The organism is Chitinophaga jiangningensis (genome assembly GCF_900142605.1).
GTDB classification, from domain to species: Bacteria; Bacteroidota; Bacteroidia; order Chitinophagales; family Chitinophagaceae; genus Chitinophaga; species Chitinophaga jiangningensis.
On record NZ_FRBL01000010.1, the window covers coordinates 145,439 to 168,058 of the forward strand.

Here is a 22,620-nt window from a genome sequence, read left to right on the forward strand (position 1 = left end):
CGGGCTATCGGGTTTTATAGGTTTGTAATCCGTTCATAATGGCGGTGCCGGTAATTTCTTTTGTACTGGCTTTGTGGCCGGCGATTACCCTGCCGGAGCTGAGCAGGGAAAGGGCTTCCCAGCAGCTCGCATCAGCGGTTATTTTCGTTTGCCCGTTGTCGTTATACCCATCGGGGATGCTGTCCCATATATCGCTGATGTGGAGGGTGGAGAGTTCCAGCTGGGTGCGTTGGCTGTCGAAGAAGTTGCGTACAAAATCATTGGCGGGATGGAACAATAGTTCCGCCGGGCGTCCTGTTTGCTGGATACGGCCGGCGTTCATGAGGCAAATGCGGTCGCCCAGCTGGAAGGCCTCTTCTATATCATGGGTAACCAGTACCACTGTTTTTGTATGCAGTTCATCGAGGGATTTAAATTCCTGTCGCACGGCATAGCGGGTAAGCGGATCGAGGGCACCGAAGGGTTCATCCATCAGCAGTACAGGTGGGTCCGCAGCCAGTGCGCGTGCAAGCCCAACGCGTTGTTGCTGGCCACCACTGAGCTGGTGTGGGTAGCTGTTGGCTTGTTCCGGTGCGAGCTTCAGTTTATGCAGCAGCGTTTGGCAGCGTGCGATGGTTTTATCTTTCGGCCAGTTGAGCAGTTGCGGTACGGTACTGATATTTTCCATTACAGTATAGTGGGGAAATAATCCGTTGTTTTGCAGCACGTAGCCGATGCTTTTGCGCAAACTGGTGGCGGGTATATTTTTTACATTTTCTCCATTCACTTCTACGGTGCCGGAGGTGGCGTCGAGCAGGCGATTGATGAGTCGCAGGGTAGTGGTTTTTCCGCAGCCGCTGGTGCCCAGCAACACCATTATCTCTCCGTCATTAACGGTGAAGGAAATATCATCTACTGCATTTTTTCCGTTCCCGAAAAATTTACTGACGTTTCTAAGTTGAATCATGTGGATGAGGAATTATATACACATTTTATGGCCCTATTTCTCCAAAGTCATAAACAGGTTATTGATAGATTCTGCATATAGCGGATGTGCGAAGACCATCTCTTTCAGCTGTGTAGCCGTAAGATCTCCTGCCATGGCCATTTGCAGAACCGACATGATTTCTCCGCCCTGTTCACCGATGATGGCTGCGCCGAGGATTTTATCCGTAGCAGCATGCACGATTGCTTTCATGAAGCCGGTGGTTTGTCCGGTTTCGATGGCCCTTGCTACTTTATCCATACCGAGGCAGGCCACTTTAAACGGATAGCCTTTGTCAGCCGCTTCTTTTTCGGAGAGGCCTATACGTCCCAGCTGCGGATCGGTGAACATGCAGTAGGGGACTTGCCTGGATTTTATGGAAAGTTGTTTGTTTTCGAACAGGTTTTTATAAAGGAGTAGGTGATCATTATAGGAGATGTGGGTGAATGCGGGGCCGGGTTTCACGTCGCCCATGGCATAGATGCCGGGGCAGGTGGTTTCCAGTTGATCATTCACCTGGATAAATCCTTTTTCATCTGTGGTGACGTTGGTGTTGCTCAGTTGCAGTTCCGCGGATTGCGGCCTGCGACCGGTGGCTACCAGCAGATGTGTGCCAGTGATAGTTTTGCGGGAAGTGCCGCTTACAATATCCAATGAAAGGGTATTGTCAGTACCGGAAATTTTATCTGGTTTAGAAGAAGTATGAATGGTCATGCCTTCTGTTTCCAGCATATTTTTCACCACGGCGGCTACGTCGGCATCCTCTCTGGACATCAGGTGTGGACCTGGTTCTATGATGCTGACGTGACTGCCGAGGCGCTGGAAAAGTTGTCCCATTTCCAGGCCTATATAGCTGCCGCCCAGCACAATCAGCTCCGGCGGTATTTGTTTGATATCGAGTATGGAGGTGGAGGTGAGGTAGGGGATCTCCGATAATCCGGGGATCTCCGGAATGATCGTAGCTGCGCCGGTGTTGATGAAGATGTTAGTGGCTTCGATGGTGATCACCTTATCGTCCGGCTGTGTGATGCTTACCTGCCTGATGCCGGAGAAGGCTGCAGTGCCGTAAAAGATGCTGATATCAGGTTCATTTTCCAGGGAGCGGATGGTGCCGTTTCTGAATTGCGTTACTATTTTGTTTTTCCTTTCTACGATGAAGGGGAGGTCAATGGAAACGCTGTGCTGGTCGAGGTATATGCCCCATTGTGCCGCTTCCCGAACCGTTTGTGCCGCTTTAGCGCATGCGATCATGGATTTGGTGGGGGTGCAGCCATCGTTGATGCAGGTGCCACCTATCAGGCGTTTCTCGATGATAGCCGTGCGAAGGCCTTTTTTTGCCAGTTTCCGTGCTAATGGGTTTCCGCCTTGTCCTGATCCGATAATGATAGCATCAAATTTTTCCATATTCAAGGGTTTGACATTGAGGGGCCAATAATTATACCATGCAAAGCAGTATTAAATGTAGGCCTTTTTTAGGCAAATACGGCTTAGCAGGGGTGAGCCGTGCTTTCATGGAAAAATCGTACCTTTGCCCGCTGAAAATCTACTACAATTGGTAAAAATTGATAACATCACATTGCCTGACTTTCCTTTGCTGCTGGCGCCTATGGAGGACGTAAGTGATCCTCCGTTCCGCGTAGTTTGCAAGGATAACGGGGCGGACCTGATGTATACGGAATTTATTTCCAGTGACGGACTGATCAGGGATGCGATAAAATGTCGTAAGAAGCTGGATTTCTTTGAATTTGAGCGTCCGATTGGGATTCAAATATTTGGGGGAGATGAGGATAGTCTGGCAATGGCTGCTAAAATCGTGGACGTAACGAATCCCGATTTGCTGGACATTAATTTTGGTTGTCCGGTGAAGAAGGTGGCTGGCCGTGGTGCGGGTGCAGGTGTACTGAAAGATCTGGATCTGATGGTGCGTTTAACAGCGGCCTGCGTAAAGGCCACTAACCTGCCCGTTACGGTTAAAACCCGCCTGGGCTGGGACGATGATACCAAAAACATTGAAGAGGTAGCGGAACGGCTCCAGGATGTGGGCATTAAGGCCCTGGCGATCCATGGCCGCACGCGGTGCCAGATGTATAAAGGGGAGGCCGACTGGACGCTGATCGGGAAAGTGAAAAATAACCCAAGAATTCATATTCCGATTATCGGGAACGGTGATATTAACAGTCCGCAGAAAGCGGTGGAATACAAAAACCGCTATGGAGTGGATGGTATTATGATTGGCCGTGCGGCCATCGGGCATCCGTGGATATTCCGTGAAATCAGGCATTATGTAGAAACCGGTGAACTGATGGCCGGTCCTACGCTGGAGGAACGTATTGCCGTGAGCAAAAAACACCTTCATGAATCCGTGAAATGGAAAGGGCCGGTGCAGGGGATTAATGAAATGCGTGGTTGTTATGCCAGCTACCTGAAAGGCCTGCCGGATATTAAGCAGTTCAGGGCCCGACTGGTAACGCTGAAAACGGAGGAAGAAGTAGTGGAAGTGCTGGATGAGATTGAAAAATATTATAAAGGAATAGAGCTGGCAGCGGCGCCGATTGAGCTGATAGATTATCATCAGAATTGCCCGTTGTAGGAATAGAAGAGAAAAAAGCTGGCAGGTTGCCAGCTTTTTTTATGTTTAACGATAAGGCTGTCGCTTTTTTTTCAGGGAAAAAGGAAATGAGCGTACAAAAATATCTTTCAAATTATTTGAAAGATATCTTTTGATAGAATTGAAAGATTTGTGGATATTCGGCGCCCGGGCAATAAGCAAGCGTGGTTAAAGAGAAAAGGACAATTGTTTCTTCACATGACCTTTTTCACTATTTACGATAGAGGCATCGTGTATTAATTCATATTCTCTTTGTTTTTCTAATATTCTAAACCACAGCAATGCGGGAAAATTTCTGTTAGAATGAATTTCCAGGCGATAAATTATCTTATCGGTTGGATTTCTATGCCGATTAATAATCTGACTGAGCTCCGTAGGATTTACATCTATTTCACTGGCAAATTCCTTATATTTTTTTTCAAGGCGTATAATATATTCTTTCAAAAAATAGCCGAAATAGTAGTTCTTACTAGGCGTATCAGCGTTCAGGTAGTCTTCTATTTCATATTTTAACTGAAGCAGCTGAAAAATAAGTTTACTTTCTTCTGTTTGTTCCTGCTTTTTTTGCTTTCTGATTTCACGTAAAGCAGTCAGTACATTTTCACGTTCTACAGGGTCTTTGGGGCCTGGGAAAACGAGAGACTCGGCTATTTCCTTCTTGGTGTGCTTCTTTTCTATCTCTTTGTACGTTTTCATTTTTGCTGTTTTATGCCTTCAAATTTTATTTTGCAACTTATAAATGGTTTCATTAAAATTCACTTAGATATTTTGTGACCAATTCTTTTGATGCATGTTCGTGTAGGACCATCAGTCCACATGGTCTTTGCGGTGTTTTTAAGGGAAAGTGTTCAAATCCATAATGCTCCTTATAGTGGGTTACCAAGCCGGATTTTGGCACCAAAAATACAAATCCATTATGGCCTCTTCGGATAGATTCCCTGCATGCAAAGGCAAAAAGGCAGCCTCCGATAAAATCATATTGTTTTGCTCCACCGATATTTTCACAAGCAACTTCCACTAACTCTATTTCTATGGCATCCGTATCTGCTTTAGTATGATCAATCAGGCAAATCAGTCCAAGAATTGTATCCTTGCCTTTAAGTGTTAATTTGAATACTTCTTCTTTTCTATACAGCGTCCAGTCGAATTTGTTGAAACGGTCCTTACTTTTCTCTATAATTTTGAAATCCTTTATTTTCACCGGCTCTATCACTGCATCCAAAAGTAAACCTGTCGCCATTTCCCTGATTTTTACTGGTAATGCCATGCTTTGGTATTTCAATGAAATTACGAAGATAAATTTACATATTCGTAAACTATTTACAAATTTGTAAATTTATTTTACTTAAACCAATAAAAGGGAATCAAATAAGTGAAATATGTGTTATAGTAAAATAACATGTAATGTGATTTTGGACAGCCCTGATTCGTGCCTTCTTTTTTTGCCCCCTCCATTTTTTTCATGATATTCGTAACGCAGGTTGTTCATGTGTGATTTGCATAACCCTTTAAATTCCTTTCCCCTGATGTTAAAACCTCTATTCGCAGCGGCAATGGTAATGTCTCTCTTTGCGTGTACCAGTCAAAATCAACCGCAACGGGATCCCCTTAAAGAAAGCAGTACGGCCTTGCCCGACACTACCCTTAAATACGACGTACGCTACCGCGATCAGCAGCAGATCGAAAAAGTCATCTACGGCTTTGCAGAAAATTTTGATAACGGTAACCTGGAGAAATGCCTGGAGTTTATGGATGACAGTATCCGTGGCGAAATCGACGGCGTGAAACTACGAGGTAAGGAAAACTTTGCCACCAGGGTGGTGCAGTTAGGAGAAAGCGTGAAGAATGCAAAATTTCAGCAACGCCACCTGATCAGTAACATGCAGTTTGAAATGTTGCCCAGCGATACGGTACGCGTAAGTATGTACTGCGCCAATGTTTGGACCGACATCACCAGTGGGGAAATACAACTGATGGCCGTTGGCTATTACAAAGGAAAGCTGGTGAAGAAAGCCGACAAATGGCTGATCGCTGTGCTAAACTCATTGCCCGATAGTCGCCTTGTAGAACGCTACTACAAAGAGCAGGAAGATTCCCTGCTGAAAAAATAAACTATTATTATTCTGATAGCAGTTATGAATTATAAGATGTTTCAGTTAATTGGATTGGAACTAATTTTGTGATCCCTTAGCGGTTTTAATTAACGAAGCAAAAGATTAAATTATGAACATTACAGACATCAAAGGCACAGTAAAGCTGGCAAACGGCGTACAGATGCCATATTTCGGACTTGGCGTATGGAGAACGAACGAAGGACAGGAAGTGATTGACGCAGTAAAGTATGCGCTGGACGCAGGTTACAGACATATTGATACTGCTGCTATATATGGTAACGAAGAAGGGGTAGGTACAGCCATCGCTGACCATGCCACCGATAGGAAAGACGTATTCATCACCACTAAAGTCTGGAATGCTGATCAGGGGTATGACACTACCATCAAAGCATTTGAGACCTCCCTGGAAAAACTGAAAACCGATTACCTGGATCTCTACCTGATCCACTGGCCGGTAGCCGGTAAATACAAAGAAACCTGGCGCGCACTGGAAACTTTGTATGCAGAAGGCCGCGTGAAAGCCATCGGAGTGAGTAACTTCCTGCAACACCAGCTGGAAGACCTGATGCAGTCCGCTAAAGTAGTACCGATGGTTGATCAGCTGGAATTTCATCCACGCCTGCAACAGCCCGCCCTGCAGCAGTTTGCAAAGCAACATAACATTCAGTTCGAAGCCTGGAGCCCACTCATGCAGGGACAGATTTTCGATATTCCTGAACTCAAAGAGCTGGCACAGAAATACGGCGTATCCGTGGCGCAACTGGTGCTGAGATGGGACCTGCAGAAAGGCATTGTTACCATACCAAAAAGTATCCAGCAAAAGAGGATTGAAGACAACGCCAACGTATTTGGCTTTAACATCGCAGCAGAAGATATTGCGCTGATTGATGCACTGGATAAAGGCACCCGCGTAGGACCTGATCCGGCTAATTTCAATTTCTAAAAAAATAGTATCAGTAATTGCTTAAAAAGAGGAAAGAACAGCTACGGCTGCACTTTCCTCTTTTTAAATTTTATTAATATCTTGCACGGGATGAAACGTAGACTATTTGCTATCGCCCTCGGAATTTTTGCGGTACAGCAGCTGGACGCTCAGCAGCAGCCGGCATTCCGACGGGCCGACCTGCCAACAGAAACCAGAGTACAGGACCTGATGCACACGCTTACCCTGCAAGAAAAAATCTCACTCCTCGGCTATAACAGTCCGGCCATTGAACGCCTGGGTATCCCGGCGTATAACTGGTGGAATGAAGCCCTGCACGGCATTGCCAGAGGAGGAGAAGCCACTGTTTATCCACAGGCTGTAGGGTTGTCGTCCACCTTTGATCCGGAACTGGCAAAGGCGGTGGCCAACAGCATTTCCACCGAAGCACGTGCCAAGTATAATTTGTCTGTTGCCAAAAACAGGCATGTGCAATACATGGGACTCAACTTCTGGACACCTAACGTTAATATCTTTCGCGATCCAAGGTGGGGTAGAGGACAGGAAACATACGGTGAGGATCCCTATCTGACTGCTACCATGGCCGGCGCTTTCGTAAACGGCCTGCAAGGCGATGATCCCGAACATCTCAAAACAGCTGCCTGTGCCAAACACTTTGCGGTACACAGCGGCCCTGAAGCCGATCGCCACCACTTCAATGCGATCGTGGATGAAAAGGACCTGCGCGAAACGTACCTCTATGCATTCAAAAAAATGGTGGATGGAAAAGTGGAATCCATCATGTGTGCCTACAACCGTGTGAATAGTCAGCCCTGCTGCACCGGTAATACCCTGCTCCAGGATATCCTTCGGAAAGAATGGAAATTCAGCGGACAGGTAGTGACCGACTGCTGGGCACTCGATGATATCTGGCAACGTCATAAAGCCATTCCCACCAGGGAAGAAGTGGCTGCCGCTGCCATTAAAGCAGGCGTAAACCTCGACTGCGCCAATATCTTACAGGATGATGTGATGAAAGCGATCGACAATGGCTGGCTCAGTGCCGCAGATGTGGATTCCGCGCTGATCAAATCCCTACGTACGCAAATGAAGCTGGGATTGTATGATAACCCTGCGGATCGTGCTTACGCCAACTACGGTGCCGACAGCGTGAACAACGCCTGGCACACGCAACTGGCACTGGAAGCCGCCAGAAAAAGTATGGTACTGTTAAAAAACAATGGCGTGCTGCCATTGCAGCATGATAAATATGCTTCCATGCTGGTAACCGGTTCTAACTCCGTATCTCTGGAAGCGCTGATGGGCAACTATCACGGCGTATCCGGCAACATGGTCACCTTCGCGGCCGGCCTCAGCAAAGCTGCGGGGCCTGCGGTAGCCATGCAATATGATCAGGGGTGCGACTTCACCGATACCCTGCACTTTGGTGGCATCTGGGCATCAGAAAACTGTGATGTAACCGTGGCCGTCATTGGCTTAACACCCCTGCTGGAAGGGGAAGACGGCGATGCATTTCTATCCCCTGCGGGTGGTGATAAAAACACCCTGAGCTTACCGCGTTCACAGGTTTTATTTATGAAGAAGCTAAGGGTCGCTCATAAAAAGCCAATCATTGCAGTTGTAACCGCAGGCAGTGCAGTAGATATCACCGAAATCGAACCCTATGCCGATGCGATCATCCTGGCCTGGTACCCAGGCGAACAGGGTGGTAATGCCCTGGCCGACCTGGTGTATGGTAAATACTCCCCATCAGGAAGACTTCCCCTTACTTTCTATCATTCCGTTAAAGACCTGCCTGACTATAACAACTATAGCATGAAAGACCGTACCTACCGCTACTTCACCGGTAAGGCCGCATGGCCATTTGGCTTCGGAATGAGCTATACTACCTTTCAATACGACTGGGCAGCTAAGCCACAGGAGAAGTATAAGCAGGGCGATACCATTCGTATGTCCGTAAAGGTTAGCAATACCGGTAACTTCGATGCCGACGAAGTAGTACAGGCTTATATCAGCTATCCTGCCGTGGACCGTATGCCGCTGAAAGAGCTGAAAGCCTTTGGCCGCGTACATACCACCAAAGGCGGTGCGCAGGAACTGCAACTGGCCATACCCGTTACTGAATTACAGAAGTGGGACCTGCAGCAGGGTAAGTGGAAACTATATCCGGGTAAATATACCGTGCACGTAGGAGGCGATTCCCGGCAATCGAAACTGGCCGCTTCCTTTAGTATAAAATAATTAGTTTAAAAAACGGGAATGTTTATCTTAATAGAAACATTCCCGTTTTTTTATGCCTTTTCTATCCTTTCGATTACTATTTTGTATAGGGCTGTTATTGCCTTTCACCGCCTTTTCCCAATCCGTACGGGTACTCATCAATCATGTTGGTTATGAAGTAAAGGGTCCCAAGCGAGCTATCCTGCAAAGTCAGTCAAGGGGCACAGCCGGTGGCTACCAGCTCCTCGACGTCAACAACCAGGTCGTTTTTTCCGGTAAACTCGCACCACAGGCGCAAACCGTTGATAACTGGCAGCTCTACTTCCGGGAGATTGATTTCTCCGCTTTCGTAAAGCCCGGCAAATACAGGCTGCGCGCCAGCTTAGACCAGCAGGATTATACTTCCGAATTGTTTGAAATTGGTACGGATGTACTGGAACGGCAAACGTTGTCAGACGTTATTTACTATTTCAAGGGACAGCGCAGCAGTGGGTTACTGGATGCAGCTGACCGCCACGTGGGCCTGCTCAACACCCGCGATACGGTGGATGCACATGGCGGCTGGTACGATGCTACCGGCGATTACGGCAAACATCTCTCTCATTTATCTTTTTCTACTTATTTTAACCCGCAACAAATTTCACTAACGGTATGGAGCTTACTCAATACCTATGAATTGCTGAATGCAAGGCCTGGTAGTGATTTCAGGCAGTTCAAACGCAGGGTACTGGATGAGGCCATGTATGGTGCCGACTACCTCGCCAGAGTACAGGTAAAGGATGGTTCGTTTTTCAGAAGTGTAAGTGCACCAGGCCCCGGCAAGCGCGCAGTAGACAGGGTGATCAGGCCTGAAGAAAAGAACTACCGCATCAAGGAAAACAAAGACCAGAGCTTTACTTCCGGAAAAGATAATACGGCGTGGCAAAGCTATCAGGTGAGTTTCCGCTCTGGCGGTGGTATTGCTATTGCTGCGCTGGCAAAAGCTGCCACCTATGATACCAGTGGTGAATATACGAATGCGCAATACCTCGACGCTGCAAAGCGTGCATTTGCTTACCTGGAAAAAAATAATCCTGCCATGACTAATGATGGTAAGGAAAATATCGTGGATGATTATTGCGCACTGGCCGCTGCTACTGCGTTGTATGAAGCTACTAAGGAAAAGTATTACCAGGAGTATGCAGCCGCCAGGGCAAAGCAACTCACTGCGCGATTGCAACACTGGAAGCAATATAAAGACTTCTGGCGCGCGGATGACCAGGATCGTCCTTTCTTTCATCCGTCTGACGCGGGTTTGCCGGCAGTAACCCTAATGAAGTTTTATCCATATGCAGCCGCTGCCCAGCAAAAGGAAATTCGTGCTGCCTTACAGCGCTCCTTTGCGTTTGAAGCAGGGATTACCGCGGAGGTAGTAAATCCATTTGGCTATAGCCGGCAGCTGGTACAGGATACAGCTGGTGTGCGACGTAGTAGTTTCTTTTTTCCGCATGGCAGCGAAGCCGCTCCATGGTGGCAGGGAGAGAATGCCCGACTTGGTTCCATTGCTACAGCGGCGCGTATGGCGGCCAGATTTTTTGCCGATGATCCTAAGCTGGCTGCCAGTTTGCGTAATTATGCCACCAATCAGCTCAACTGGATACTGGGCCTCAATCCATATGATGCCTGTATGATGCAGGGAACAGGGCATAACAACCCGGCGTATGGATTTTTCGGTACGTTTGAATATACCAACGCGCCTGGAGGAATTGTGAATGGGATCACATCCGGCTTTACCGATGAACATGGCATTGCCTTTAACTTGTCCTATAAAACCACGGGTAAGGATGATGACTGGCGCTGGGCGGAGCAATGGCTGCCGCATGCGGCGTGGTATATGTGGGCTGTGGCTGAAGGAAATTAAAACTACTTTAATGTAAAAAGAGAGACAGTGGCATTGGCGCTGTCTCTCTTTTGCATTTTGGGGAGATATGAATTATTCTGTTTTTAAACTCTTAACCGGATCCGCCATGCTGGCCCTTATGGATTGATAGCTTATGGTAAGCATCGTAATGAGGATGGCGGTGATACCTGCCAGCACGAATACAACAGGACTCACCTTTACATGGTATTTGTATTGTTCCAGCCATTGCACCATCATCCACCAGGCGGTGGGGAATGCAATCAGCATGCTGATGCCTACGAGTTTAAGGAAGTCGAGCGACAATAGAGTAGTAATACTTTGTGTACTGGCGCCGAGAACTTTGCGGATGCCGATTTCTTTGGTGCGGCGTTCTGCTGTGTAGGCGGATAAGCCAAACAGGCCCAGACAGCTAATGATGATGGCGATGGAGGCGAAGATGCGGCTGAGTTGCTGCATCAGCATCTCGTTTTGAAACATATCATTGAATTGCTTATCCGTGAAGCCGTACGTAAAAGGATAAGCAGGATTAAACCGGCGCATCACTTCTCCGATTCGTGCGGTGGCCACTTCCGGCGCAATGTTGGCGTTTAGTCGCGCATAGATGGTGTTGGTACGGGAGGGGATGCCGAGGAACATCACCGGGTCGGGGCTGCCATACATATCACCATACACATAATCCTTCACTACGCCGGCTATACGAAATTTCATGGTAACGCTGTCGGATACCCGGGCATACAGCATTTTTCCCAGCGGGCTCCCGGCGCCTATTTGTTTGGCAAATGCCTGGTTTACCATTACGTTGATACTATCGTCCGCTTCACGGGTAAAGTTTTGTCCTTCCAGCAGCTGCATACCGGTTGTTTCCAGAAATCCGGGGCCGATGAAGCGCATGGAGGTGATGGTGGAGGCATCAGCCGGTTTGCCATCCCAGGTGATGCGGTCGGTACTGTTGCCATCATACAAAGGGTTGTGATCTGCCAGGGCAGCCTTTTCTACGGCGCCGGTGTTATAGAGTGCATCGCGGATGGAGGCGAAATTTTTTACGACGTCGCCGGTGGCATCAATAGAAATGAGTCGCTCGATATTAAATCCGAGGTCCCTTGATTTTACGTGCTGTATTTGCTGGTAGATAATTACCGTAGCGATGATCAGTACAATCGATATGCTGAATTGTGCTACCACCAGGCCTTTGCGAATAAATGCTGCGCCGCCGGATTTCACCTTGAAGCCTTTCAGGATAGCTACCGGGTTGAAATTGGAGAGGTACAGGGCAGGGTAGGAGCCTGCAAGGAGTCCGCAGCATAAGGTGAGTGCAAGCAATGCGAGCAGGTGTGAAGGCTGCAGCAGTTGCAGCGACAATGATTTATTCACTAACGTATTGAATGCCGGTAGTACCAGTGCCAGCAGCAGTATCGCTACGAGTGTTGCAAGTACTGCCTGCACGATGGCTTCCCCGATAAACTGGGTGATCAGTTTTCCTTTCCCGGCGCCGAGCGCCTTTCGCACGCCTACTTCTTTAGCGCGTTGTTCGCTGCGGGCGGTGGCAAGGTTCATAAAGTTGATGCAGGCTACCAGCAGGATGATACCAGCAATGATGAGGAACAGACGAACATATATAATCCTACCGCCACTCTGGATGCCGTTTTCATATTCGCTGCGGAGTCGCCAGTCGTTCATATTAAGTAACGAATAGGTGACAGCATAGGAGGGAATATTTTGTTTTGCCAGCTGGTTCATTTTGCTGGTAATGGCGGTAATGTTGGTACCGGGAGTGGTTTGGAAATAGGTTTCCAGCTGAAATGCTTCCCAGTTGTTGAGTGCGTTGGTACCCTGATAAGCCGCGGCCAATGGGGCGAGCCAGTCGAACCGTACGGAGGCATTGAGCGGAATATCTTTTACCACACCAGTTATCGTATAGGCGTTAGTGTTATCAACCGTAATTGTTTTTCCTACGATGCCGGTGGTGGTATTAAACAGTTTTTTGGCGGTTTTTTCTGTGATTACCAGGGAGTGTACCTGTGTGAAGGCCTCTGCGGCAGAACCTTCTATGAACCGGCATTCAAAAATGTTGAGGAAATCGGGATCTACATAACGGCCATAGCTATACGTAGGATTGTTGCGGTAGTTGAATAGTGCGGAGGTATAACCTTCTGTGCTGCGCGCGTATGATTTAATACCTGGTATTTCCGCCATGGTGGCAGGGCCAACGGGGCCTGAGGTGGAAGTATAGGTACGCAGTTGGTTGTTGAGGTTCCAGTGGATTTTGGTGAGCCAGGTATTGTCTTTTTGTTGAATATAGCTATTGAAGTTTACTTCATCTTCTACCCAGAGCAGTATGAGGCAGGTGCAAACGATACCTATGCTCAGTCCGAAGATATTCAGAACGCCATAGGTTTTGTTTTTATTCAGGTTGCGGAGTGCCGTTTTCAGATAGTTCGTAATCATAAGAAAAATCCTTTGTAGGGGGTGTGCCAGAACGGTGCCACCTTACGAAAGTATTGAAAACAGGGGATTTGGGGGCGGAGAATTTGTGGAAATTGTCCGCTTCCGGACAACGACGTTGCGGAAGCGGACAGGCCTATTAGTGGAGTATGGCGTGTGCGCCGTGCATTTGTGTTTCTTCTTTGATGAATTTGCGACCGATCAGGAGTACAGCCAGTGCACTGAGGCCGCAGCAGGCGAGGGTGAGTGTCATCGGGGTGGCATCCGGTGTTTTAACTGCGCTCACGGCCGCGGAGGTGACGGCGCCGATACCCAGTTGCAATGCACCCATTACGGCAGAGGCACTGCCGGCATTTTTAGAGAATGGCGCCAGGCAAAGTGCTGCGGTATTGGGGTTTACAAACCCGAGGCAGCAGAGATATCCAAAAAGTAATATCAGGAGGAGGGTAAGCGTTAATAGGTTGGTAATAGCAGCGAAGAGCAGGAGAATGCCGAATGCCGACTGAAATGCCAGCGCTATGGGAATAATCTGCCGGCTCTGAAATCTGCGAAGCAGGATGCTGTTTACCTGGCTGCAGCCGATGAAGCCAACAGACAAACCGGCGAAGATCCAGCCGTATACTTGACCACTTACCTGGTATACTTCCATAAACACCTTGGGTGAACCGGAAACGTATGTAAATATCCCGGCAAAGCTGAGGGCTCCTGCCAGGGCGTAGGTGGTAAATTGTGCGTTGGTGAGCACAGCCAGAAAGTTGGTAATGATGGGTTTGGGTTTGAGAGATAAGGATTTATCCGGCTGATAACTTTCCGGTAACCAGAGCAGGCAGGCCAGGAAAATGATGGCTCCCAGGATGGTAAGGATGAGAAATACGGCATTCCAGCCGAACGCCGTTGTTACATAACCGCCCACAGCGGGTGCAACCATTGGAGAGGCGCCTACTACCAGCATGAGGAGGGCAAATACGCGGGCGTTGTCTTTTACAGGGAAGATATCGCGCACCATGGCAACTGCCGCAACAGTGGCGGCGCAACTGCCGATAGCCTGAAAAAACCGCAGGATAATGAGACTTTGTATAGTGTGGCTATACATGCATCCAACGGATGCGATGATATACAACACTAAGCCGGCATAAAGTGGCTTTTTCCGACCATATTTATCCAACAGCGGACCGTAGAGGAGCTGACCGGCGGAGATGCCAATAAAAAAGCTGGTAAGCGAAAACCCTATGGTAGTCACGTCTGTACCGAGGTCCTTCGCTATGGCAGGGAATCCTGGCAGGTACATGTCGATCGAAAACGGACCGAGGGCGGTGAGGGCACCTAAAATTAAAATTAAAAAAAAGAACCGGGAGGGCGTTATCGTTGTTGTCAATGGGTACGTATTTATGGTTTCGTTTAACTGAAGTGGCCAAAGTTACGCTGTATTTTTCGCAGAACCATTGAAAGACGATATCGATAATAGTTATACAACGATCAGTATATGTTATAACTATCCATAAATTAATATTTTTTGTTCTATTGCGTATGAATAACGGGATAAAGTTTGTAATTCTAACGTTAATGGATAAACGAAAAGTTGTGTTCAACCAGCTATTTTTATTTTTTTTGTAGATACTTTTTTTGGTTATATCATTGGGGTGCGAAACGTAGCCCACATAAAACAGAAAAGCGATGAATACGGTAACCTATCTCCGAACCAACAACGAGCAGCAGGATTTTGAAGCGCTTACCAACGCGCTGGACGAGGACCTGCGTGATCGTTACCAGGAATTGCAGGAAATTTACGATGAACACAATGTGATTGAAGCAATTAACACTGTTGTGATTGCTTACATTGGGCAGGAGGCCGTAGGATGTGCATGTTTCCGTGAGTTCAATGACCATACCATTGAAATCAAGCGCATGTTTGTAAAACCGGAATTACGGGGAAAGGGGATTGCGTTGGGCATACTCCATGAACTGGAAAACTGGGCGAAAGAATTACATTACAGCTATGCGATCCTGGAAACGGGCAAGCGGCAGCCGGAGGCCATCAGTCTTTACCAAAAAAGTGGTTTTACCGTAATGGATAACTACGGACCTTATATTGGTATGGACAGCAGCATTTGCATGCGTAAGCGCCTGGGTTCCTGATTAACCTCAGTAGAAATTTGTGAAACGCCGCCGATGTGCGGCGTTTTTTGTTTCTCGCAAAGACTTATTGGGCTTGAGGCGCCTTCGGCGCCCTTAGCACGATCGTTTTTGCACGCTAAGCAGCCAGGCAGGTAAGCAGCAAAGGTCTGTGTTTTGTTGGATAATATCTTTTTCTGGGTCTGCCGAAGGCGGACCCAGAAAAAGATTGAGGGAAAACCTTCGGTTTTCCCTCAATTGAAGGCCCATAAATTGTAACAAAAAAGAAGGCCGCTACTTTTCAGTAACGACCTTCCTGCCTTTCACACCTGTTTCTCATAAGCAAGGCGCTAATGCATTACGCAAAGGAATTGGTTTCCTTTTGCATAGAGCCGGTAATATCCATTCTTGCATGCCAGCTAAGTGCTTCTTCCAGCAGGTGCGGAGTATGACCACCCTTGCGAGAGGCAGCAAGAAAATAATCTTTCAGTAAGTCTTTGTACAGCGGATCAGCGCAATTGCTGATAATTGTTTTAGCACGCTCGCGTGGCGCCAGGCCACGAAGATCGGCCAGGCCAAAATCCGTTACCACAATGTCCACATCATGTTCGCTATTGTCAATGTGCGAGGCCATTGGCACTACGTGGGAGATAGCGCCGTTTTTAGACGATGCCTGCGTTACAAATACGCTCAGGTAAGCATTCCGGGCAAAGTCGTTGGAACCACCGATGCCATTCATCATTTTGGTGCCGCCGATATGCGTAGAGTTTACATTTCCATAAATATCAAATTCGATAGCTGTATTTATACTGATCACGCCGAGCCGTCGGATGACTTCCGCCGCATTGCTGATATCCTGCGGGCGTAAAACGATGTGCGGTTTATAGCGTTCAAAGTTTGTCATCAGCCTGGTATAGCAGGGCTGTGACACGGTGATGCTGCTGGCAGAAGCGAAATCCATTTTACCCGCATCAATGAGATTGAAGGTGCTGTCCTGCAATACCTCCGAGTACATGGTGAGATGTTCGAAATCGCCGTCGATAAAGCCTTCCAGCACCGCATTGGCTACTTTCCCGATACCGGATTGTAGTGGGCGCAGCTGATTGGTAAGTCGTCCCTTTTTTACTTCGTGTTCGAAAAACTGCAGCAGGTGGCCGGCAATGGAGCGGGTTTTGTCATCACGTTCGTTGATGGCTGCGGGACTGTCGATCGTTTCGGTGATTACGATGGCAATAATTTTTTCCGGATCAACGGGGATAGCGGATGTGCCTATGCGCGTACCCGCTGCGGTGATAGGAATAATTTTTCTGTCGGGCCATACGCCGGTGGAGAAAATATCGTGTACACCGTAGAGCGACAGCGGCACGGAAACATTTATTTCTACAATGATCTTTTCTGCTTTTGCGGCAAAGGTAGCGGTATTGCCAACGGAGGTGGTGGGAACAATGCTGCCGTCTTCTTCGATCAGGAGTGCTTCGATGATGGCAACATCCGGGCGGATGATATTTTCATTGATCAGTTCTGCGCTTTCGCCGAGGTGCTGATCCAGGAATAAGACACTGCCTTCGTTGATGGCATGGCGCAGTACGGGATCAACCTGGAAGGGCATACGCTTATGCACTGCTCCTGCTTCGGTAAGGGTGCCATCGGTACCATGGCCTAAGGAGGCACCGGTAAGCAGTGTAATTTTGCGGGGAGAGGTAGTCGCCAGGGCTGCAAATGCCTTCAGCACCGCTTTGCTATCTCCCGCCTTGGTAAAACCACTGCTGGCCACTACCATGCCATCCTTAATAAAGGACGCTGCATTGGCCGCACTGGTAATCAATCCCTGCATGCCGGATCTCTTAATTCTCTCTTCGTACATCTTAGTGATAGGTTTGTGGAACACCTAAAATTACGAAGCATTGATATGGCCAAAATGTGATAATGGGTCAAAATGATGCTTAAACCGGCCAGTTAAGTTTAGCGGCATATAAACCAATTGTGTATCGCGCGTGTTTATTGATATTGAACTAAATAGGAAGCGATTTAATGCTTAAAGCTTATGAAAAATTTCTTTATTTTTTTATTGATGATTTGTTTGGGTCGCCTGCAGCAAACATCGGCGCAATCCGTAACTTCTACAGCAAACGGTGTGGTGAACACTGCTACCACCACTACTAAAATTATGAAGGTGCTCACGCCCAAATTATCCCTTTCCACCAAACAAACTACCAACATCACCAAACTGGTTTCTGCCTATTTGCTGGAACGGAACGGGATCATTTCGTTGAAGTCGTCCAACCCGGATAGTTACAACTCAAAATTTGGAGTAATCAACAATAGTTTTTTAGGGAAGATGAAAACGGCCATGACTATACGTCAATTCACGAAGTTTTTAGGATTAAAGCCGGGACCTACGGAAACAGCGGCGATATTGTATATTTTGTTTTTTTAGTTGTGGACAATTGTATCAGCATGCATTTTGCGACAATATTGAGGCGTCTGTCAAACATAATTGCCGATAAAATCTATTTGGAAATTATCGATAAAAATGATTCGTGTAGAGACGCCTGGCAGGCGTCTATCAAACATAATCCCCTCCAAAATCTATTTGGAAATTATCGATAAAAATGATTCGTGTAGAGACTGGCAGGCGTCTATCAAACATAATCTCCTCCAAAATCTATTTGGAAATTATCGATAAAAATGATTCGTGTAGAGACGCCTGGCAGGCGTCTATCAAACATAATCTCCTCCAAAATCTATTTGGAAATTATCGATAATATTGAGTTTATTTTAGCGTAGGATGTGTAGTAGATTTTCGCGAATAGACGCCTGCCAGGCGTCTCTACATGAAATGCAGCATTCGTTCCTACACAAAAACTTTTTCGTACAACTGCAGTGATCCGAGTGTAAAATTTTCTATCTTCGCGCGCTCGTACCACGACTATGCCAAAAAGAAAAAAGCAGCGAAACGGTAATTTTTCTATCGTTATTATCCTGGCCATTATTACGTTTGTAGTAACCTATTGTACCCGCAAATTTACTACAGACAAGGGGAAAGAAGTACCGGCTACTTCCCGGGAGAAGCAACCTCCTGCTGCCGGGAAAAATAGTAAGTCTGATTTGTTTAAAGAAAACTTTGAGACTTCATCTCCTGTAAAAGAAAATTATAACACAGCAACTATTACGCTCAGGTCAGGTAACTGGACCCTGAAAGACGCTGTGGTAGGCAGAAAAGCAGAAGACCACAAACAAGGCAAACAAGCACTTCGTATACGCGGCGGCGGTAGTGCCACCATGGATTTTGATATCAATGTAAAAGGCACGGTAACGGTTACCCTGAAACATGCGGCCTATGGTACGGATGCTGGTGGCGACTGGGAGCTCTGGTATTCCGTAAACAAAGGCCAGCGGTTCACCCGGGCAGGAAGTGCAGTTAAAACCACTGCGAGAGAGCTCCGCACGTCTACCTTTACTATCTCCACAGAAAAAACACTGCGACTCCAAATCCGAAACGCCGATAAAGAAAACGGCCGCCTCAATTTTGATGAGCTGAAAGTGGTGCGTAGCAGCGAAACGCCGAAAGACAATACTCCCGTAACTCCCGCTGATGCAGTGGCCGGCGATGACGATAACCTGCTGCTGGGCAATCCGAGTGATGCAACAGCAGCCTTGGTATCTCCCAATAATTATTTAATGGATAAAGGGTTTTACAAATTATCGTATAACCGTGACCGTGGTACACCCAACTGGGTAAGCTGGCATGTATCGTCTAAAGACCTGGGTAGTATGTCGCGCTCCAACGATTTCAGACCGGATGTGGATGTGCCGGACAACTGGTACCAGGTTTCGCAAACGAGTTACATCGGCAGCGGGTTCGACAGAGGACATAACTGCCCATCAGGCGACCGCACCTTCAGCAGAGCTGCCAACGACGCCACCTTCCTGATGACGAACATGATCCCGCAGGCGCCTAATCATAATCAGCATCTGTGGTCCGGACTCGAAAACTATACCCGCGACCTGGTGAAAGCCGGCAATGAAGTATACGTGATCATGGGCAGCTACGGGGTAGGCGGTTACGGCGAAAAAGGGCTGAAAAAGAAAATCGACCGCAACAATATCACGGTGCCGGATCACATCTGGAAAGTGATTGTAGTAATTCCGGAAGGCAATAATGACCTGAAGCGAATCAATAAACATACCCGCATCATTGCCGTGAATACGCCGAATAAAAACGATGTGAGTACGAAATGGTCTGCCTACCTTACCTCTATCGAAGAAATAGAGCAGGCAACCAATCTGAAGCTGCTGAGCCGCGTGCCGGCAGAAGTGCGCCAGGAGCTCGTGAAAAAAATTGACACAGGTAACTGATAGATAGTGTATTTTCGGAGTCGTCCAACCCGGAAAATTATGTTGAAAGAAAAAATCAGGGAGCTGGCAGCTTCTCTGCATGCCAGTACAGTGGTGAATCGCAGGCATTTGCATGCTCACCCTGAGTTGTCTTATAAAGAATTTGAAACAGCCGTTTTCATTGAAGAGCGACTAACAGCCATCGGACTGCCATTTGAGCGCATGGCCAATACAGGCATTGTGGCTTTGCTGAAAGGCGGGAAGGCAGAATCCAGTGCGGTGGTTGCTTTGCGGGCTGACATTGATGCGCTGCCCATCCAGGAGCTGAACGAAGTGCCGTATAAGTCGCAAAACCCGGGTGTAATGCATGCCTGCGGTCATGACGTGCATACGTCTTCGTTACTTGCCACCGCGGAGATACTGATGCGACTGAAGGACGAATTTTCCGGTACGGTAAAATTTATTTTTCAGCCTGCAGAGGAGCTCATTCCCGGTGGCGCCAGCATGATGATCAGGGAAGGCGTGCTGCAGCACCCAAAGCCGGATTATATGCTGGGTCAACATACCATGCCAGAGCTGCCTGCAGGGAAAGTGGGTTTCCGTGGCGGCCGTTATATGGCCAGCAACGATGAAATATTCCTGACCATTAAGGGAAGGGGCGGCCATGGCGCTATGCCTCACCTGGGCATTGATCCGGTGCTGATTGCCTGCCATATTATCACGGGCCTCCAGCAAATTGTTTCCCGCAGGGCCGAACCCGGGTTGCCATCTGTGCTTTCCTTTGGTAAAATGCTGGCAAACGGCGCTACCAACGTGATCCCGGATGAAGTGCGGGTGGAAGGTACTTTTCGCAGCATGGATGAAACCTGGCGCAGGCAGGCACATGATAAAATCCGTAAAATGGCGGAAGCAATTGCCGAAGGCATGGAAGGCAGTTGCGTAGTGGAAATCCACCAGGGATACCCGGTGCTGATCAACGACGACGAGCTGACTGCCGCTTCCAAAGCGCATGCGATCGAATTCCTCGGGGCGGAAAATGTAGTTGACCTGGATATCTGGATGGCCGCAGAAGATTTTGCCTATTACAGTCAGGCAGGGCCTTCCTGCTTCTACCGGCTGGGGGTACGAAATGAAGAGCGCCAAATCACTTCCGGACTTCATACGGCAACCTTTGACGTAGACGAGCTTAGTCTGCTGACTGGTCCCGGGCTCATGACTTACCTGGCATTGAAAACCTTAGGAAATTAGTACTTCCTTTAAATTATTGTTTATTTGTATGTATATTTGGGCATTAAATAATGCCTATGAAAAACCCTGTCCTTAAAGCACTGTGCCTGGGCGTATGTGCAGCCGCGTTAGTCGCCTGTAATAAAGAAGTAATCAACGAGCCCCGCATGAGGGGGCCTGTGGATGAGTCCACCGGCACCAATCCTGGTAACACTGATAATCCGCTGATTGGCACTTACAAGGTAGTGGCCAGTACTGATAACGGTCGTGGTGAAACGCGTTCCAATATGATGGGCGTAGCCATGTTATCTGTCATGAATACCCAGGTAACTTGTGATAATTTTACAGGGACAGTAATCATTGATGCCCAGAAAATGACCGCAAAAGATATGGGAATGAGTTTTAACCTGGCTTATACGGTAATGCAATATATGGGTGGGGTTGAAGTGGGCCCTCCGGAAACCGGAACTCACTCAGAAATCATTCCTGCACAGAATAGCAGCGCCCCCTATACACTGAAAGGTAAGGATTCTATTTCCTGTGCCTTAGTAATGCCGCCAGGTGTGGGAGAGGCTTTGGGTGCAGCCGGCGCCAGTTTGCCAGCTACAAAGATGCAGCATTATGCCTTCTCTGGCGATACCCTGATACTTACTGCCAACTGGGTAGTTAATCAGACTTTAACCATTAGTGGTGTTTCCGCAGATGTTTCTTCCAGCGACCTTTCTGAGATGAAGCTGGTACGCATCTCCAAATAATAAAACCGGCTGGCCGGAGGCCAGCCGGTTGATTACTAGGCTACGGCTGTTGCATTGAAGTAAAATAATTCTTTTTTAAAGTCTGTGAAGTTCATACCAGTTGCACTTTTGAAGAACTTACTAAAGTGGGAGGTATCACAGAAGCCCAGGAAGTAGGCAATTTCTTTCATTCTCGAGTCCGAATGTGCTGCCCTGCGTTTGGCTTCCAGTACTACCCGCTGGCGGATATGATAACTGGCGGGATAGCCGGTGCAGCGCTTGATCACCATGTTAAGATAATTAGGCGTGACTGCCAGCATATCTGCGTAGGCGGTTACCATTTTTTCGGTCAGGAAATGTTTTTCCAGCAAGGCCATAAATTTTTGCAGGATTTCTCCGTTCCTGTTAACCTGTGGCAGGTCCATCCGGCTCTCCAGGAGCCGCGATAAATAAATCAGGAATATTTTCAGATAGCGTTTCAATAGTTCAGTTTTCCAGGAGTTGTTGGCCCGGTATTCCTTTTCCATTTTAAGGAGGATATCCTGCATTTCCACCGTTTCAGCTGCGCCGCTGATACTCATCTTCACCTCATTGAGCAACTGTTGCAGGAAGCCATAAAAAGTTTCATTGAACTCAGGCTCACTGTTATGAATGAAACCTGCCGAAAAGCTCAGCACAAATCCATGCACTTCCGCACCGGGCTTCCAGGTAATTAACTGTCCTGCACGTACGAAAAACAACTGTTGCGGTGCATAGGCGAATTGTTGCAGGTCTACCGTAACAACGCCATGGCCTGCCGTAACCCAAATGATACGGAAATCGGCCTGATGGCCCATATCACCAGCCGCCTCGCCATGCTCCCAGGCTTGTATATTGGTGATGGCGAAGCTCATATCAGCGCGGTTGCTATTCATATTTATCTCTGTTAGTTACTGAAAGGAAATTGACAGGGAGGGTGGTTCTATTAATATGCCAACCCGTTAAAGTGGAAGGAGATTGTTATGAAAGGCTTGTCGGC

General features: G+C 47.7%; 18 protein-coding genes. 10 read left to right on the forward strand and 8 right to left on the reverse strand.

Annotation, left to right across the window (positions count from 1 at the left end):
• Nucleotides 1–4: 4 nt before the first annotated feature.
• Together BUB18_RS24760 and BUB18_RS24765 are read right to left on the reverse strand one after the other, a co-directional pair.
• Nucleotides 5–946, reverse strand: a complete 942-nt coding sequence (locus BUB18_RS24760; RefSeq protein ID WP_073086279.1) for an ABC transporter ATP-binding protein — start codon at nucleotides 944–946, stop codon at nucleotides 5–7.
• Nucleotides 947–979: 33 nt separating this feature from the next.
• On the reverse strand, nucleotides 980–2,368 hold the full coding sequence (locus BUB18_RS24765) for a mercuric reductase (RefSeq protein ID WP_073086281.1): 1,389 nt from the start codon (nucleotides 2,366–2,368) through the stop codon (nucleotides 980–982).
• Between the two features lie 148 nt (nucleotides 2,369–2,516).
• Between BUB18_RS24765 and dusB the strand changes: the two genes are divergently transcribed.
• Nucleotides 2,517–3,554: a tRNA dihydrouridine synthase DusB gene (gene dusB / locus BUB18_RS24770; protein WP_073086283.1), complete on the forward strand. Its 1,038-nt coding sequence runs from the start codon at nucleotides 2,517–2,519 to the stop codon at nucleotides 3,552–3,554.
• A gap of 186 nt (nucleotides 3,555–3,740) precedes the next feature.
• Here dusB and BUB18_RS24775 read toward each other — a convergent pair whose 3' ends face one another.
• On the reverse strand, nucleotides 3,741–4,268 hold the full coding sequence (locus BUB18_RS24775) for a hypothetical protein (RefSeq protein WP_073086285.1): 528 nt from the start codon (nucleotides 4,266–4,268) through the stop codon (nucleotides 3,741–3,743).
• 52 nt (nucleotides 4,269–4,320) lie between these two features.
• Complete coding sequence (locus tag BUB18_RS24780; RefSeq protein ID WP_073086287.1) at nucleotides 4,321–4,839, reverse strand: hypothetical protein; 519 nt, start codon at nucleotides 4,837–4,839, stop codon at nucleotides 4,321–4,323.
• Nucleotides 4,840–5,098: 259 nt separating this feature from the next.
• On the opposite strand from BUB18_RS24780, the gene BUB18_RS24785 reads away from it, so the two are divergent.
• The 4 genes from BUB18_RS24785 to BUB18_RS24800 all read left to right on the forward strand — a co-directional run bounded on the left by BUB18_RS24785 (nucleotide 5,099) and on the right by BUB18_RS24800 (nucleotide 10,749).
• Nucleotides 5,099–5,683, forward strand: a complete 585-nt coding sequence (locus BUB18_RS24785; RefSeq protein WP_178372204.1) for a nuclear transport factor 2 family protein — start codon at nucleotides 5,099–5,101, stop codon at nucleotides 5,681–5,683.
• Nucleotides 5,684–5,795: 112 nt separating this feature from the next.
• Nucleotides 5,796–6,629 carry an aldo/keto reductase gene (locus BUB18_RS24790; RefSeq protein ID WP_073086291.1) on the forward strand — a complete coding sequence of 278 codons (834 nt, stop codon included), beginning with the start codon at nucleotides 5,796–5,798 and terminating at the stop codon, nucleotides 6,627–6,629.
• A gap of 90 nt (nucleotides 6,630–6,719) precedes the next feature.
• Complete coding sequence (locus tag BUB18_RS24795; protein WP_083550735.1) at nucleotides 6,720–8,870, forward strand: glycoside hydrolase family 3 N-terminal domain-containing protein; 2,151 nt, start codon at nucleotides 6,720–6,722, stop codon at nucleotides 8,868–8,870.
• A gap of 52 nt (nucleotides 8,871–8,922) precedes the next feature.
• Nucleotides 8,923–10,749, forward strand: coding sequence for a glycoside hydrolase family 9 protein (locus tag BUB18_RS24800; RefSeq protein ID WP_073086293.1), 1,827 nt, complete (start codon nucleotides 8,923–8,925; stop codon nucleotides 10,747–10,749).
• 72 nt (nucleotides 10,750–10,821) lie between these two features.
• On the opposite strand, the gene BUB18_RS24805 is transcribed toward BUB18_RS24800, so the two are convergent.
• Both BUB18_RS24805 and BUB18_RS24810 read right to left on the reverse strand, forming a co-directional pair.
• Nucleotides 10,822–13,194, reverse strand: coding sequence for an ABC transporter permease (locus BUB18_RS24805; RefSeq protein WP_073086295.1), 2,373 nt, complete (start codon nucleotides 13,192–13,194; stop codon nucleotides 10,822–10,824).
• 136 nt (nucleotides 13,195–13,330) lie between these two features.
• Nucleotides 13,331–14,566, reverse strand: a complete 1,236-nt coding sequence (locus BUB18_RS24810; protein ID WP_245805733.1) for a multidrug effflux MFS transporter — start codon at nucleotides 14,564–14,566, stop codon at nucleotides 13,331–13,333.
• A gap of 299 nt (nucleotides 14,567–14,865) precedes the next feature.
• Between BUB18_RS24810 and BUB18_RS24815 the strand changes: the two genes are divergently transcribed.
• On the forward strand, nucleotides 14,866–15,327 hold the full coding sequence (locus BUB18_RS24815) for a GNAT family N-acetyltransferase (RefSeq protein ID WP_073086297.1): 462 nt from the start codon (nucleotides 14,866–14,868) through the stop codon (nucleotides 15,325–15,327).
• Nucleotides 15,328–15,661: 334 nt separating this feature from the next.
• On the opposite strand, the gene BUB18_RS24820 is transcribed toward BUB18_RS24815, so the two are convergent.
• On the reverse strand, nucleotides 15,662–17,167 hold the full coding sequence (locus BUB18_RS24820; protein WP_073086299.1) for a succinate CoA transferase: 1,506 nt from the start codon (nucleotides 17,165–17,167) through the stop codon (nucleotides 15,662–15,664).
• Nucleotides 17,168–17,347: 180 nt separating this feature from the next.
• On the opposite strand from BUB18_RS24820, the gene BUB18_RS24825 reads away from it, so the two are divergent.
• The 4 genes from BUB18_RS24825 (at nucleotide 17,348) to BUB18_RS24840 (ending at nucleotide 21,623) form a co-directional block, all read left to right on the forward strand.
• Nucleotides 17,348–17,740 carry a hypothetical protein gene (locus BUB18_RS24825; protein WP_073086301.1) on the forward strand — a complete coding sequence of 131 codons (393 nt, stop codon included), beginning with the start codon at nucleotides 17,348–17,350 and terminating at the stop codon, nucleotides 17,738–17,740.
• A gap of 494 nt (nucleotides 17,741–18,234) precedes the next feature.
• On the forward strand, nucleotides 18,235–19,662 hold the full coding sequence (locus tag BUB18_RS24830) for a DNA/RNA non-specific endonuclease (RefSeq protein WP_073086304.1): 1,428 nt from the start codon (nucleotides 18,235–18,237) through the stop codon (nucleotides 19,660–19,662).
• A 39-nt stretch (nucleotides 19,663–19,701) separates the two neighbouring features.
• A complete protein-coding gene (locus BUB18_RS24835) occupies nucleotides 19,702–20,889 on the forward strand; it encodes a M20 metallopeptidase family protein (RefSeq protein WP_073086306.1) in 1,188 nt (395 codons plus the stop codon).
• Nucleotides 20,890–20,945: 56 nt separating this feature from the next.
• A complete protein-coding gene (locus BUB18_RS24840) occupies nucleotides 20,946–21,623 on the forward strand; it encodes a hypothetical protein (protein WP_073086308.1) in 678 nt (225 codons plus the stop codon).
• Nucleotides 21,624–21,658: 35 nt separating this feature from the next.
• On the opposite strand, the gene BUB18_RS24845 is transcribed toward BUB18_RS24840, so the two are convergent.
• A complete protein-coding gene (locus BUB18_RS24845) occupies nucleotides 21,659–22,516 on the reverse strand; it encodes a helix-turn-helix domain-containing protein (RefSeq protein WP_073086310.1) in 858 nt (285 codons plus the stop codon).
• Nucleotides 22,517–22,620 lie beyond the last annotated feature (104 nt).